This window comes from Pantoea sp. X-Soil-OKNW-713, assembly GCF_059730685.1.
The window spans coordinates 245,645-259,190 of sequence record NZ_AP035997.1 but is presented as its reverse complement, the minus strand read 5'-3'; the positions used below and the strand labels follow the sequence as shown (position 1 = coordinate 259,190).

14 protein-coding genes are annotated in these 13,546 nt (G+C 50.3%); 10 read left to right on the top strand and 4 right to left on the bottom strand.

Translation table 11 applies throughout. The annotated features are described in order from the left end of the window. Positions 1–42 precede the first annotated feature (42 nt). From AC6I8R_RS24870 to AC6I8R_RS24855, 4 genes are all read left to right on the top strand, one after another. Positions 43–1,017 carry a DUF1852 domain-containing protein gene (locus tag AC6I8R_RS24870; RefSeq protein WP_415174458.1) on the top strand — a complete coding sequence of 325 codons (975 nt, stop codon included), beginning with the start codon at positions 43–45 and terminating at the stop codon, positions 1,015–1,017. A gap of 27 nt (positions 1,018–1,044) precedes the next feature. After that, the gene (locus AC6I8R_RS24865) at positions 1,045–2,073 is read left to right on the top strand and encodes a methionine synthase (protein ID WP_021186324.1); all 1,029 of its coding nucleotides are present in this window, start codon (positions 1,045–1,047) and stop codon (positions 2,071–2,073) included. Positions 2,074–2,248: 175 nt separating this feature from the next. Next, a complete protein-coding gene (locus AC6I8R_RS24860) occupies positions 2,249–2,458 on the top strand; it encodes a YdgH/BhsA/McbA-like domain containing protein (RefSeq protein WP_013508023.1) in 210 nt (69 codons plus the stop codon). A gap of 123 nt (positions 2,459–2,581) precedes the next feature. Further along, positions 2,582–2,797, top strand: a complete 216-nt coding sequence (locus AC6I8R_RS24855; protein WP_497833158.1) for a YdgH/BhsA/McbA-like domain containing protein — start codon at positions 2,582–2,584, stop codon at positions 2,795–2,797. Between the two features lie 119 nt (positions 2,798–2,916). Here the strand turns inward: AC6I8R_RS24855 and AC6I8R_RS24850 are convergent, their stop codons facing one another. Both AC6I8R_RS24850 and AC6I8R_RS24845 read right to left on the bottom strand, forming a co-directional pair. Beyond that, a complete protein-coding gene (locus tag AC6I8R_RS24850) occupies positions 2,917–5,175 on the bottom strand; it encodes a TonB-dependent siderophore receptor (protein ID WP_497833157.1) in 2,259 nt (752 codons plus the stop codon). A gap of 251 nt (positions 5,176–5,426) precedes the next feature. Continuing rightward, positions 5,427–5,864, bottom strand: coding sequence for a bifunctional diaminohydroxyphosphoribosylaminopyrimidine deaminase/5-amino-6-(5-phosphoribosylamino)uracil reductase RibD (locus AC6I8R_RS24845; RefSeq protein WP_497833156.1), 438 nt, complete (start codon positions 5,862–5,864; stop codon positions 5,427–5,429). A gap of 310 nt (positions 5,865–6,174) precedes the next feature. Between AC6I8R_RS24845 and AC6I8R_RS24840 the strand changes: the two genes are divergently transcribed. The 3 genes from AC6I8R_RS24840 to AC6I8R_RS24830 all read left to right on the top strand — a co-directional run bounded on the left by AC6I8R_RS24840 (position 6,175) and on the right by AC6I8R_RS24830 (position 8,466). Beyond that, on the top strand, positions 6,175–6,444 hold the full coding sequence (locus AC6I8R_RS24840) for a hypothetical protein (RefSeq protein ID WP_036627298.1): 270 nt from the start codon (positions 6,175–6,177) through the stop codon (positions 6,442–6,444). A 98-nt stretch (positions 6,445–6,542) separates the two neighbouring features. Continuing rightward, on the top strand, positions 6,543–6,959 hold the full coding sequence (locus AC6I8R_RS24835; RefSeq protein ID WP_036627295.1) for an Exc2 family lipoprotein: 417 nt from the start codon (positions 6,543–6,545) through the stop codon (positions 6,957–6,959). 262 nt (positions 6,960–7,221) lie between these two features. Continuing rightward, a complete protein-coding gene (locus AC6I8R_RS24830; RefSeq protein ID WP_497833155.1) occupies positions 7,222–8,466 on the top strand; it encodes an L-lactate MFS transporter in 1,245 nt (414 codons plus the stop codon). Between the two features lie 23 nt (positions 8,467–8,489). Here the strand turns inward: AC6I8R_RS24830 and AC6I8R_RS24825 are convergent, their stop codons facing one another. After that, positions 8,490–8,837, bottom strand: coding sequence for a cupin domain-containing protein (locus AC6I8R_RS24825; protein ID WP_021185591.1), 348 nt, complete (start codon positions 8,835–8,837; stop codon positions 8,490–8,492). A 26-nt stretch (positions 8,838–8,863) separates the two neighbouring features. Next, positions 8,864–9,763 (bottom strand): LysR family transcriptional regulator, encoded by a 900-nt coding sequence (locus tag AC6I8R_RS24820; RefSeq protein ID WP_497833154.1) that lies wholly within the window; start codon positions 9,761–9,763, stop codon positions 8,864–8,866. 252 nt (positions 9,764–10,015) lie between these two features. On the opposite strand from AC6I8R_RS24820, the gene AC6I8R_RS24815 reads away from it, so the two are divergent. Genes AC6I8R_RS24815 through AC6I8R_RS24805 form a run of 3 tightly spaced genes read left to right on the top strand, consistent with a single transcriptional unit; the run spans position 10,016 to position 13,477 of the window. Beyond that, positions 10,016–11,245: an MFS transporter gene (locus AC6I8R_RS24815; protein ID WP_497833153.1), complete on the top strand. Its 1,230-nt coding sequence runs from the start codon at positions 10,016–10,018 to the stop codon at positions 11,243–11,245. Between the two features lie 17 nt (positions 11,246–11,262). Beyond that, the gene (locus tag AC6I8R_RS24810; protein WP_415175782.1) at positions 11,263–12,336 is read left to right on the top strand and encodes a sugar phosphate isomerase/epimerase family protein; all 1,074 of its coding nucleotides are present in this window, start codon (positions 11,263–11,265) and stop codon (positions 12,334–12,336) included. Then, positions 12,329–13,477 carry a Gfo/Idh/MocA family protein gene (locus AC6I8R_RS24805; RefSeq protein ID WP_497833152.1) on the top strand — a complete coding sequence of 383 codons (1,149 nt, stop codon included), beginning with the start codon at positions 12,329–12,331 and terminating at the stop codon, positions 13,475–13,477. Before AC6I8R_RS24810 ends, AC6I8R_RS24805 begins: the two co-directional genes overlap by 8 nt. The last annotated feature ends 69 nt before the right edge of the window (positions 13,478–13,546 follow it).

Sequence of the window (13,546 nt, the reverse complement as noted above, 5' to 3'; positions counted from 1 at the left end):
TCTTTTCAGTATTTATCTCAGATATCAGGGTGCCGGATTGCGATGAATAAAGATCTTACATTTTCTATTAAGCGTATTTCTTTCGACGAAAATTATAACCCCTCAAAAAATACGCGCATCACGACTAACTTTGCGAACTTAGCACGAGGCGAGAAACGTCAGGAGAACTTGCGTAACGCCTTAGTGATGATTGACAATCGTTTCAATTCGCTGGCGCACTGGGATAACCCGAATAACGATCGTTATTCAGTTGAACTGGAAATCATTTCTGCTGAGTTGAACATTGGTGCTGAAGTTACCTTTCCGGCGATTGAAATATTAAAAACAAATATCGTTGATAAGAAAACCCATGAGCGTATTGACGGTATTTTAGGCAATAATTTCTCTTCTTATGTACGGGACTATGATTTTAGTGTGGTTCTTCCTGAACATAATAAAAAACAATCTGGCTTTAGCACGCCCGATAACTTTGGTGATCTGCATGGAAACCTATTCAAGTCCTTCGTGAATTCCGATGCGTATAAAGAGAATTTTAAAAAATCACCGGTTATCTGCCTGAGTGTTTCCAGTAAGAACGTCTATCATCAGACGGGAAATCAGCATCCGGTACTTGGCATCGAATACCAGCAAGATGAGCTCTCCCTGACTGACCTTTATTTCAATAAAATGGGGTTACAGGCACGCTATTTTATGCCGGCGAACAGTGTTGCGCCTTTGGCCTTCTATTTTACTGGCGATTTACTCAGTGATTACACCAACCTTGAGCTGATCAGCACCATCAGCACAATGGAGACGTTCCAGAAGATTTATCGCCCTGAGATTTACAATGCTAACTCTGCGGCAGGAAAATGCTACCAGCCAAGTCTGAAGCATCAGGATTATTCCTTAACTCAAATTGTTTATGATCGCGAAGAACGTAGCCAGTTGGCTATTGAACAAGGAAAGTTTACTGAGCAGCACTTCATCAAACCTTATCAAACTGTTCTTGAGCAATGGTCTGCTGCGTCCGTTCTTTGATTAACCGAAAGTACAAGGTCACCTGTGATGAAAAAATTATTACCTACTTCAACTGCTGGTAGTTTACCTAAGCCTTCCTGGCTGGCACAACCTGAGACACTTTGGTCACCCTGGAAATTGCAGGATGCGGAATTAATTGAGGGCAAACAAGATGCGCTGCGTTTGTGCCTGGAAGATCAATTAAAAGCCGGTATTGATATCGTCAGTGATGGTGAGCAAACACGCCAACATTTTGTCACGACCTTTATTGAACATCTCAGCGGCGTTGATTTTGAGAAACGCGAGATCGTTAAAATTCGTAATCGCTATGAAGCGAGTGTACCGTCCGTTGTGGGTGAAGTTGCGCGTCAAAAGCCCGTATTTGTCGAAGACGCCAAATTTTTACGTCAACTAACCAGTCAACCGATCAAATGGGCCTTACCGGGTCCGATGACGATGATTGATACACTTTATGATGGACACTATAAAAGCCGTGAAAAACTCGCCTGGGAATTCGCCAAAATTCTTAACCAGGAAGCCAAAGAGTTAGAGGCGGCAGGTGTTGATATTATCCAGTTTGATGAACCTGCATTTAATGTCTTTTTTGATGAGGTGAATGACTGGGGGATTGCCGCTTTAGAAAGAGCCATCGAAGGTCTTAAATGTGAGACGGCTGTGCATATTTGCTACGGCTATGGCATTAAAGCCAATACCGATTGGAAAAAGACTCTGGGGAACGAGTGGCGCCAATATGAAGAGGTGTTCCCTAAACTGCAAACATCCAACATTGATATCATTTCCCTGGAATGTCACAACTCGCATGTTCCAATGGATCTGATTGAACTGATTCGCGGTAAAAAGGTGATGGTGGGGGCGATCGATGTGGCAACCAATACCATCGAGACCCCGGAAGAAGTCGCCGCTACGCTGCGCAACGTGCTTAAGTTTGTCGATGCTGACAAACTCTATCCGTCTACCAACTGTGGCATGACGCCGCTACCGCGCCGGGTCGCCAGAGGCAAGCTGGAAGCGTTAAGCGCGGGTGCAGAAATCGTTCGAAAAGAGCTACTGGGCTGACGTTAGCAAACAGTGATTGATGGCAGGGCGCGATTTATCGCGCCTTTTTTATATTCAATTTTTTTGAATTCTTTCAGCAAATCCCTCAGCTTTTCCTCACCCGCCGACAGGTCTATTCTCTCTCACATCGAGGCACAACGCCTCACCAATTAAACAAACTTCTGAGGAAATGACCATGAAATCTATCAAAACTTTCGTTGCAGTTGCCGCCCTGTCACTGGTTTCTTTCGGTAGCTTTGCGCAGAGCATCACTGCTTCCGCTTCTACCCTGGATGGCGCAGAAGCCAAAATCGCTGCTCAGGCCAAACAGGCAGGTGCGTCATACAAAATCACCGGCGCACGCGTAGACAACGGTGCTTACCTGTCAGCTGAACTGACTAAATAAGGTAATAATTAGCACGATCACAGTTATCGCACTAATTATCAATCATGAAACGATAACTGTAGTTATTATTACTTTCATCGAAGGCACACAGCCTTCCAAACAAACAAATTAAGGATTAAGACCATGAAAACTATCAAAGCACTGTCAATCGCCGCTGTAGCCGCTCTTTCCCTGATGTCAGCAGCCAGCTTCGCGCAGAGCATCTCTGTCACCTCTTCAACGCTGGACGGTGCAGAAGCGAGAATTGCTGCACAGGCCGCACAGCAGGGTGCACAGTACAAAATCACCGAAGCGAACACCAATAACCGTGTTCACATGACCGCAGAACTGTACAAATAACGGATGGTCGTACAGGGAAGTGCCGGAAAAGGTCGCCGCAAGGCGGCCTTTTTCGTTTTAAATGCAAGTCAGTGCACATCATAGCAGCCGGGCTAAAGAGGGCGGCAGGCGGCTTTCTGTCAGAAATGCATACCGAGTTCCATATAGTAAGTCCGTCCCGACTCGTTATAGGTGCGCGCCCCTGCACCATAAGCGTAAGTGCCGTTGGCACCCGAGGTCAGCGCGTTGCCTGCACGGAAGTGGCGTTTATCGAACAAATTGTCGATACCCGCTGTGATATCGATATTTTTATTGATGTTGTAAATCGCGCTCGCACCAAAAATGGCATAGGGGGAAACCTGCCATTTTTCACTGCCGGACGTGTCCTCACCCTGGGAGTTATATTTAGGCGGCTTTTGGCGGCCATACCATGTCATGGTTCCCTGGACAGAAAGGGCGTTGGTCGCCTGCCAGTCCAGCGTCGAGTTAATGGTATATTTCGGGATAATCGACAGGTAATCGCCAGAGGTTTCGTTTTTATTGTCGATAATGTAAGTGAAGTTATTGTTCATCGTCAGACTTTCACTGATCGGGAAATTCAGCGTGCCTTCCAGCCCCTGAACGACAGATTTTGGTACGTTCTGCCATTTATAGATGTTTGATGTACCGTTGCTGTATGCCGGGGAATAGCCTGCCTCAATTTTGTTGTGATAGTCGTTACGATACCAGGTCAAACCGGCCTGTACCCCTTCATGATGGTACTCGATACCGATCTCTTTATTGACGCTGGTTTCGGCTTTGAGATCCTTATTACCCTGTAAATAACAGCTGGTGGAACTGGCGTAGCATCCGTTGCCGCTGCTGTAGAGCAGATAATTGGGGTTGGTCTGGTACAGGTTAGGTGCCTTCCAGGCACGGGCAATGCCCAATTTCAGGGTAAAATCTTCTCCCAAATCCTGCGACAGGTTCAGCGAGGGGCTGATATTGCTGCCGGTGTAGGTTTGATGATTGAAACGTAATCCCGGAGTCAGACGGGTGGAGTCGGTCAGGTCGATATTATCTTCAGTGTAGACGCCATAGATATTGGCTGAGCTATAGATGCTCCGCCCGGAACTGGAGACGCCGTCAACCTCCGAAGTATTGGTCAGAGTATTGGAGGTGGGATCTTTCATCGTTTGATGATTCATCTCCGCACCAAAGGTCATTGTCTGGCTAACCCATCCGTCAAAGGGAATGTTTACCTCGGAATGCAGGTTGGTATCATTCAGATCAATGGTAGAAAAACCTTCATCGGTCGTGCTGAATAATCCCTCCAGTCCACCGGACAGACCTTCGTTTAGTCTTTTATTGCGTGTTTTTTCGAACTGAATGTAATTATTGGTGGTCACACCGTTATCCCAGGCACCGGTATATTTCAGTGAGAGTGTTTGCCGGTAAATCACGTTGGTTTCTTTACCGTAATTTTCCTTAACCAGGGTGCTGCTGTTGGTGTTCTGCGTGTCACCGGCGTAAAGGTTGCCCTGGCGGCTATAACCCGCATTCAATTCCAGCGCCTGCATGGGCATAAACTCCCAGCGCAATACGCTATTAATGTTTTTATTGATCACCCCTTCACGGCCTGCCGGCACCATACCTGCGTATTTACCGCTACGCTCTGCTTCATGCCCGCTGTTAATATTCTGCGCGTCTGCCTGTGTTTTACTCCAGTTGCCATACAGGCGCAGGGTCAGATTATCCGTTAAAGCGCCGCTCAGGCTGGCGTTATAACGTTTGGTGGCCCCTTCAGATTTGTGTTCTGGCACGTTGTAATAAGTGTTGAAATTGCCATGCCACTCTTTTTCTGCCGGTTTGGTGATGATGTTGACCACGCCTCCCATCGCGCCATTGCCATACAGCGCGGCCGCCGGGCCGCGAATAACCTCAATACGATCGATCATTTCGGGCGGCACCCAGTTGCTGTCGCCACGGGTATCACGCTCACCACGCCAGCCATAGCGCACCGAGTTGCGGCTGCTGACCGGCATCCTGTCAACCAGAATCAGGGTGTTTTCGGGGCCCATACCGCGAATATCAATCTGGCGGTTATTACCACGCTGGCCGCTATTGGAATTACCGGTGAGATTCACGCCGGGCATAGTGCGGATCAGTTCAGAAACATCACGCTGGATAGGGTGTTTTTTGATGGCTTCACTGTCGATGATGGAGACGCCAGGCGCTTGCAGGGTTTGCTCGCGGGCGGTGACGACCAGAGTATTGTCGCTACTGCTTTTCTTATCGCTGATCGCCAGTTGTTGCACTGGCGTTTCACTTATTATTTCGTCTGCAAATGCAGGGGAGTTTCCAAGGCTGTACGCAATAAGACAAGCCAGTAGAGAATAGCGGGATATTGTTTTCATCATGAGATTTGTCATCTGTCCTTTGCTAACAAAAATGAAAACGCGAACTATAATGAGAATTATTATTAATTACAATAATGGTTTTTTATTGATCAATAAATGGCGGGAATAGATGCCGTTTCGTTATTATTTCGTCGATTGACTTTTTGGCAGCGGTGGCAAGAAGGGAATGCGTCGCACCAGGTTGTGTGAAAGACCCATTAACCTTATATATCGACCTGGTATCTATTTTATTTTATCGGCCAGAGATTCAATCAGAGGTCTGATGAAATCAGGTATTCAGAAAGGAATTCGGAAACCTCATTCTGGCAAATCCCCAAAGTGAAGCTGATGCCTGCATGCTGCAATATTTCAATGCCCGCACCCTGATTCTTTGGATGAGGATCGAGTAATGCAATGTAGATATGATTTGGTTTCAGTGAGGCCAGCGTCTTTGCACACGAGGGGGTTCTTCCCTGAAACGAACATGGCTCCAGCGTGACGTAGATATCGCAATCATTCACCGGCATCTCAAGCTTCGACAGGGCAGCAATCTCTGCATGGTGCAAGCCCGGTGATTGGGTAAAACCGGAAGAGACCACCTCGCCATTTCTCACGATCACACAACCCACGGGCGGGTTTGGCCGACAGTCCGGCAGCACATTTCTGGAACACTCCAGTGCTAACAACATATACGTTTCCGGCTTATTCATTTGATCTGCCTCAGTGCCAATCCAGGTAAATAAAGCAACTACCAAATTTAGTAGTGACGATAATCACGGGTAGTTTTACAGTGCATACCGGGCCTCGCGGCCATTTTCTGCTAGTAGTAACGGTTGTCGGACACATAATCCAGTCTTAATTTGCCTTACGTAATATTTACAATTTCTTTTCGATATTCTTATTATGTGTCGTACCCCAGTGATTTCATAAAAAGCGTTGGACCGCAATGGTCCGAAAGCGCGAGGCCGTTCGTTCAGCAGTTATTCATAACTATTGATCTTATCCAGGGGAAGGGAAGGCATGGGAATTTCACAGGCAAAACTGATTACTTTACGTCGTATGCAAAGTGGCACTAAGCACCGGCTACGTGGTGATAAAGCCATAGGGCTGGAAATGAAATGTGATTTTGAAATTGAAATGTGCAAACGAAGGGATATTACCTGCCGAAGTTTGGCGTCATTGATGCGGTCGGGGCTGATTGAATTCATTGCCTCGCCCACGGATATGTCACGCTATTACGAGGTAAGACTAACGGAAGAGGGTGAAAGGGTGGTGAATGACAATCGATGAATTCACCTGACTGACCCCGACCAGCACCCCGAGGTGCTGGTTTCAGCCCGACAGGGCTGATGATAAATCAATCGTTTTATGCAAAAGGAAGCATTTTAATGAATGGAAACCTCCGCATTGTGAGTGTTGTCGCTTTATCTCTCCTGTTACTGAATGGTTGTGCGCAAACGGATACCAGCGCCAAACGGCATGCGACTAAATTCGTCTATAAAGTCGAAGATTCGGATCCCAATTTTGTGATGAACAAGGCTGACTCCATCCGCATGGCGACGCCTTTTTTTGCCCAGTTCTGGCAACTGGGCAAAAAAGATCGTGCACAAGGTGTCTCCAGCGCCGATGCGCAGAAAAGAGTCAGCTATTTCCACAGCGATGAGTTCATAAAATCAATCAGTGGAACCTCGCACTTTGCCGGTAAAGAATATAAAGATGACGCCACGTTATCGCCGCGCTGGCGCAACAACATGTCGGAAGCGATTGCACAAACCTATATGGACGGTTATCTCGGCATAGAATAACTGCCCGTATCTGACGGTGTCCGGTTATGCCGGGCACCTGTCATGCTGCTGAATATCCTCGGTAAATATTAAACATCAAAAAAACATGATTTTTTTCTTATATATTATAGTGTTATCCGTGTCATCTCTCGTCTGTTTATGAGTTTTTCAGGTTGTTTTTGTTTATATATGAAATGTATTTAAATAAGAAATTTATCCTTTTCATAAGGAAATGGAACATATATAGAATTTAGATGGATTACTATTTGATAAAGGGATTTTTATGAATTGTCGTTGGGTTATCGCAGCCGGAGCGGTGGGTATCCATATTTCTTTAGGTTCAGTTTATGCCTGGAGTGTATTTAAAAAGCCTTTTATGGATGCCTTTGGCTGGAATGAGTTTGAAGCAGGGTTGCCATTTGGTCTGGCTATTTTTGTACTGGGGATGTCTGCTGCGGTCATGGGGCATGTTGTTGAGCGACGTGGGCCGCGATTTTCGGGGTTTCTCGCCACGGGTTTATGGGGTGTCGGTCTGATGGGGGCCGGTGTAGCCACCTCTGGCATGATATCGAACGATACGTTGCGCTTAGGTTTGTTACTGTTTTTTTGCCTGGTCGGTGGCTTTGGGCTGGGGACGGGGTATGTCACCCCGGTATCGATGTTGATGAAATGGTTTCCTGACCGGCGCGGTCTGGCAACGGGCCTCGCCATTATGGGCTTCGGCTTTGGGGCTTTTTTAGGCGGGCCGATTCTGAGTTTACTTATTGGCTCGGTAGGTATTGCTCAGACCTTTTTCCTACAGGCAATCAGTTACACGGCAATTATGTTGTTATCATCAGCCTGTCTGAAATTACCGCCACCAGACTGGCAACCCGCGCGGGAAAAGGTGAAGCCCGGCAAAATACCGGCTCAGGGCGTAATGCCAATGACAGCCAATCAAGCGGTCCGTACTCGCTGTTTTTTAGGGTTGTGGCTGATGATGTTTATAAATATCACCTGCGGTATTGCGTTAATTTCCGTCGCTTCTCCACTGGCTCAGGAAGCAACGGGTATATCAGCACTGGCAGCGGGGTCGCTGGTTGGGATGATCGGGTTATTTAATGGGCTGGGGCGAATTGCGTGGGCATCTTTCTCCGATATTATTGGTCGTCCCAATACCTACATTATCTTTTTCGCTCTGCAAATTGTCGCGTTCTGGCTACTGCCCTCATTGCAGCACGTCTTACTGTTTGAAGCGGTTTTGCTGTTAATCATGACTTGCTATGGCGGTGGTTTTTCCACGTTGCCTGCCTATATTGGCGATATTTTTGGCTCCCGCCAGGTCAGTGCTATCCACGGATATGTGCTGACCGCCTGGGCGCTCGCAGGGCTGGTCGGATCGTCCGTATCCTCTCTGCTGCGACAAAGTACCGGCAGTTACGAGGCAATGATGCAGGTGTTTGTCTGGGGATTAGCGCTGGCGTTGCTGGTGTCGGTGGCAACGAAAATGTACCTTTTACGCCAATTGCATCCCGACGCTCGTAGGTAATCAGCGGATACCAGCCTGCCCGTTTATGCTAAATCGGGCAGGTCGGTGCGGTCGCCTCGCGTGGTAGGGTGGGAAATAACAATAAACTCTACCGCGTCATCGCTGTCGTTTCTGGCCTGGTGTTTTGCCTCGGGAGGAATTTCTATGCCCTGCAACGCAGCGATTTCCTGCTTTTCACCTTCCAGCTCCATGGTCAGCACGCCCTTCACGACAAAGAAAAATTGTCGGGATACGGCGTGGTAATGCCGCTTTTCCTCGGTATGCGGTGGCATTTTTTCGTGAATAACCAGCATGTCCTGGCGTTTGACCAGATACCATCCATCGCATCCTTCACCCCAGATGTAGTGCTCGGCATTATCTTTAGAAATCATCTGATCCTCTGGCCTGATTTAACGGTTCATAACGCGGTGGAAAACAACAATTCTCGCAACCAGCGATGTCCCGGATCGCGATGGGTGCGCTCATGCCAGGCGACGGATTTGGTAAAGCCTGGGATATCCAATGGCGGTGCCACGATTTTCAACCCGGCGGTGTTCAATGCCAGCCTGCGCGGTACCACGCTGATTAAATCACTCACGCGCAGGATTTCCGGCAGAACCAGAAAACTGCACACCGAGAGCGTTACCCGGCGAGTACGTCCCAGTGCCGCCAGTGCTTCATCGGTGACACCATAAAAACTGCCTCCAACATACGACACCAACGCATGATCCTGGGAGCAGAACTCATCTAATGACAGGACGCCGGATTGTGCCATTGGATGATCGGCGCGCAGCAGGCATACATAATCTTCCGCATACAGCGTTTTTGCGTGTAACTCGGGTGGGGTGGTTTCTGGGGTAATCAGCGCGACATCCACCGCGCCACGTTCAAACTGCATCGGCAATAGGTCGTTATTGACCGGGAGTACCGCCACACGGATGCCCGGTGCCTGCTGACGTAAGGCGGCCATAAACGGCACCACGACAGCGCGCAACGCATAATCTGTCGCGGCGACGTTGAGGGTCATCTCGGCGGTTGCCGGATCAAACTCACGCGGCTTCAGCAGCTCCCCGACTTCGGCAAGGATGTTTTTTACCGGCGTTGCCAGTTCAAGCGCACGTAAGGTGGGCACAATGCCACGCTGCGCGCGGGTGAATAACGGATCGTCAAAGCATTCACGTAACCGGGTAAGCATACCGCTGACGGCGGGCTGCGTCAGTGATAACCGCTCCGCAGCGCGCGTGACGCTGCGTTCATCCAACAGCGCGTCGAGTGCTTTCAACAGGTTGAGATCGAGATTTCTGATATCGGTTTTCATGTTATTCACCTGGCGGGTGAGAAAAGATATTGCGAAAAACTATATCACGGGAAACAAACTTCGGTTCTCGTTATTTCACCGTTGGATCCCCAACGTTCCACCGGCGGCATTGATGCCGACCGGGCCAGGTGCTGAAGCCGTCACCTTCCAATGTTTAAAAATGTGATCAACCTGCGATATATTTATTTTGTAATCGATTACTTTTCACTTCGTCGCGAATTGTAATCGATTACTTTTCTCTGTGAGGCTTATATGCTGTCTACAACACAAGATTCTGGAAACACAGCAGTCGCCCAGCGCATGCTGGTGCCACGCCTGTCATTGATGATGTTTCTGCAATTTTTTATCTGGGGAAGTTGGTCGGTCACCCTCGGATTGGTGATGACACAACACAATATGGCGTTACTGATTGGCGATGCGTTTTCCGCCGGACCGATTGCGTCGATTCTCTCCCCTTTCGTATTGGGGATGCTGGTGGACCGCTTCTTTCCGTCGCAGCGCGTGTTGGCGGTGATGCATCTGGCAGGGGCGGTGATTCTGTGGTTTGTCCCCCAGGCGATGATCGCCGAAAACGGCGCGCAGCTGATCGCGCTGCTGTTTGGTTACACGCTGTGCTACATGCCAACCCTGGCATTAACTAACAACATTGCTTTCCACAGCCTGGCGAGCAGTGAGAAGAGTTTTCCGGTGGTGCGCGTGTTTGGCACTATTGGTTGGATCGTCGCGGGTATTTTTATCGGTGTCACCGGCATTGCCGCCAGCACCACAATTTTCTCCGTGGCGGCGATTTGTTCGGTGATGCTGGCGGTTTATAGCCTGACGCTGCCGCACACCCCTGCGCCCGCTAAAGGTCTGCCGTTCAAAGTGCGGGATTTGTTCTGCGCTGACGCCTTTGCGCTGCTGAAAATTCGGCACTTCTTTATCTTTGCGTTGTGCGCCACGCTGATCTCGATTCCGCTCGGTACCTACTACGCCTATACCGCTTCCTGGTTATCTGACGCCGGGGTTGAGAATGTCAGCACCATCATGTCCTTCGGCCAGATGTCAGAAATCTTTTTCATGCTGGTGATCCCGTTGCTGTTCCGCCGACTGGGTGTGAAATACATGCTGCTGGTGGGGATGTGTGCCTGGTTCGTGCGTTATGCGTTGTTTGCCTTGGGGATGGGGGAAGAGGGACGTGCCTTGATCTGGCTTGGCATTCTGCTGCACGGCGTCTGTTACGACTTCTTCTTTGTGGTGGGTTTTATCTACACCGACCGCGTTGCTGGCGAAAAAGTGAAAGGCCAGGCGCAAAGCATGGTGGTGATGTTTACCTACGGTATCGGCATGCTGCTCGGCTCGCAAATTTCGGGTGCGCTGTATAACCACCTGGTCGCGGGTCAGGTATCGGCGCAAAGCTGGGCCCTGTTCTGGTGGATACCGGCGGTTGCCGCTGCCGTTATCGCTGTCATTTTCCTGTTTTCATTTAAATATCGTGATTGATGGTTTTGGAGGTGGTTGTGCAGACGTTAAAAGGTCCGGGTATTTTTCTGTCACAGTTTATTGGTGCCGGGGCACCTTACAACTCGCTGGAGGGATTGGCGCAGTGGGCTGCCGCGTTGGGGTACAAGGCGTTGCAGATCCCCTGTAATCATCCCCACATTTTTGATCTCGCACAGGCCGCGACCAGCCAGACCTATTGTGACGAGGTGATGGGTTCGCTGGCGCAATATGGTCTGGCGATCAGTGAATTATCCACCCACCTCGAGGGGCAGTTGATTGCCGTACATCCGGCACATGATGCGGCATTTGATGGTTTCGCCCCGCCGTCAGTACGTGGGAATGCGACCCAACGCACCGCATGGGCGACGGAGCAGGTGAAACGGGCCGCTGCTGCATCGGCCAGGCTGGGATTAACGGCACATGCCACGTTTTCGGGGGCGCTGGCGTGGCCCTATCTTTATCCCTGGCCGCCACATAACCCGTTGTTGCTGGAGGAGGCGTTTGCTGAACTGGCACGTCGCTGGCGACCCGTGTTGGATGTCTTTGATCAGCACGGCGTGGATGTGTGCTATGAACTGCATCCTGGGGAAGATCTGCATGATGGCATCACGTTCGAGCGTTTTCTGGCGGCGGTGAATAACCACCCCCGTTGCAATATTCTGTTCGATCCCAGCCATCTACATCTGCAACATATTGATTATTTGCAATTTATCGATATCTACCATGCGCGCATCAAAGCCTTTCATGTGAAGGATGCTGAGTACTTACCTAACGGACGCAGCGGCGTATATGGCGGCTATCAACGCTGGATCGATCGCGCCGGGCGTTTCCGCTCACCCGGCGATGGACAAATCAATTTCAAAAGCATTTTCAGCAAGCTGGCGCAGTACGACTACGACGGTTGGGCCGTGCTGGAGTGGGAATGCTGCCTGAAAGATGCCGACACCGGCGCGCGCGAGGGGGCAGAATTTATTCGTCGGCACATTATTCCGGTGGCGGATCGCGCGTTTGATGACTTTGCCGCAGGCAGTGACTCACGCGCCAGCGTTCGCGCTCAGCTTGGCCTGACGGGAGGTGTCGGAGATGATTAATGTTGGCATTATCGGTACCGGCTTTATCGGTCCGGCGCACATTGAAGCGCTGCGCCGACTCGGCAATGTTCAGGTGGTGGCGATTTGCGATAGCGACCAGGCGAGCGCTGAAGCGCGGGCGTCGCAGCTCAATGTTCCGAGTGCGTATAGCGATGTCGCGGCGTTTTTACGCCATCCCGGTTTGCAGGCGGTCCATAACTGCACGCCAAATCATCTGCATGCGGCGATCAATCGCCAGATTATTCAGGCGGGTAAACATGTGTTTTCAGAGAAGCCGTTGTGCATGACGCTGGAAGAGGCGGCTGAACTGGTGCGACTGGCGGATGAAGCGGGCGTGGTACACGGCGTCAGTTTTGTTTACCGTCAGTTTGCCATGGTGCAACAGGCGGCCAGCATGTTGCGCCAGGGGGAGTTGGGCCGATTATTCGCGGCGCAGGGAAGTTATTTGCAGGATTGGATGCTGGAAGAAACCGATTATAACTGGCGTGTTGAGGCCGGGAAGGGAGGAGTGTCGCGCGCGGTAGCTGACATTGGTTCACACTGGTGCGACACCATTCAGTTCATTACCGGACGTAAAATTGTCGCGGTGCTGGCCGACCTGGCAATCGTCTGGCCGACACGCAAAGCCAATCTTAACGCGGTATCCACTTTTAGCGCCCGGCAGCAGCAAGCCTGCTATGAAGACCGTCCGGTGACTACCGAAGATATGGGATTCGTGCTGTTTCGCTTTGACGATGGCAGCAAGGGGTGTTTCAGCGTATCGCAGGTTTCTGCCGGACGCAAAAATCGTCTCAACCTTGAGGTGAGCGGCAGTGCCGCCTCGCTGGCATGGGATCAGGAAACGCCGCAACAGTTGTGGCTGGGTTACCGGCACCAGGCTAACCGGGTGCTTTCAGACGATCCATCCCTGTTGAATGCCGACGTTGCCGGGCGGGCACGCTTTCCGGGCGGCCATATTGAGGGCTGGCCGGACGCATTCCGCGCCATGATGCAACAGTTCTATGCGGCGGTGCAGCAGGGAGGGATGCCTGCGGGCGGTACGGCAACGTTTGCCACTTTTGCTGACGGCGCGCAGGTGATGGCGATTGTTGATGCCATTGTGCAAAGCCATCAGCAACAGCGCTGGATGACGGTTGCGTGATGACGCGCAAGCCCGGTCGATGCCGGGCTTACGTATTTATGGTAGCCTGCATGCCATCAGTTTCTCAGC

Bases quoted from the DNA above. Each gene is read 5' to 3' on its own strand.
- AC6I8R_RS24870 (WP_415174458.1), top strand. From the start codon at position 43: ATGAATAAAGATCTTACATTTTCTATTAAGCGTATTTCTTTCGACGAA.
- AC6I8R_RS24865 (WP_021186324.1), top strand. From the start codon at position 1,045: ATGAAAAAATTATTACCTACTTCAACTGCTGGTAGTTTACCTAAGCCT.
- AC6I8R_RS24860 (WP_013508023.1), top strand. From the start codon at position 2,249: ATGAAATCTATCAAAACTTTCGTTGCAGTTGCCGCCCTGTCACTGGTT.
- AC6I8R_RS24855 (WP_497833158.1), top strand. From the start codon at position 2,582: ATGAAAACTATCAAAGCACTGTCAATCGCCGCTGTAGCCGCTCTTTCC.
- AC6I8R_RS24850 (WP_497833157.1), bottom strand. From the start codon at position 5,175: ATGATGAAAACAATATCCCGCTATTCTCTACTGGCTTGTCTTATTGCG.
- AC6I8R_RS24845 (WP_497833156.1), bottom strand. From the start codon at position 5,864: ATGAATAAGCCGGAAACGTATATGTTGTTAGCACTGGAGTGTTCCAGA.
- AC6I8R_RS24840 (WP_036627298.1), top strand. From the start codon at position 6,175: ATGGGAATTTCACAGGCAAAACTGATTACTTTACGTCGTATGCAAAGT.
- AC6I8R_RS24835 (WP_036627295.1), top strand. From the start codon at position 6,543: ATGAATGGAAACCTCCGCATTGTGAGTGTTGTCGCTTTATCTCTCCTG.
- AC6I8R_RS24830 (WP_497833155.1), top strand. From the start codon at position 7,222: ATGAATTGTCGTTGGGTTATCGCAGCCGGAGCGGTGGGTATCCATATT.
- AC6I8R_RS24825 (WP_021185591.1), bottom strand. From the start codon at position 8,837: ATGATTTCTAAAGATAATGCCGAGCACTACATCTGGGGTGAAGGATGC.
- AC6I8R_RS24820 (WP_497833154.1), bottom strand. From the start codon at position 9,763: ATGAAAACCGATATCAGAAATCTCGATCTCAACCTGTTGAAAGCACTC.
- AC6I8R_RS24815 (WP_497833153.1), top strand. From the start codon at position 10,016: ATGCTGTCTACAACACAAGATTCTGGAAACACAGCAGTCGCCCAGCGC.
- AC6I8R_RS24805 (WP_497833152.1), top strand. From the start codon at position 12,329: ATGATTAATGTTGGCATTATCGGTACCGGCTTTATCGGTCCGGCGCAC.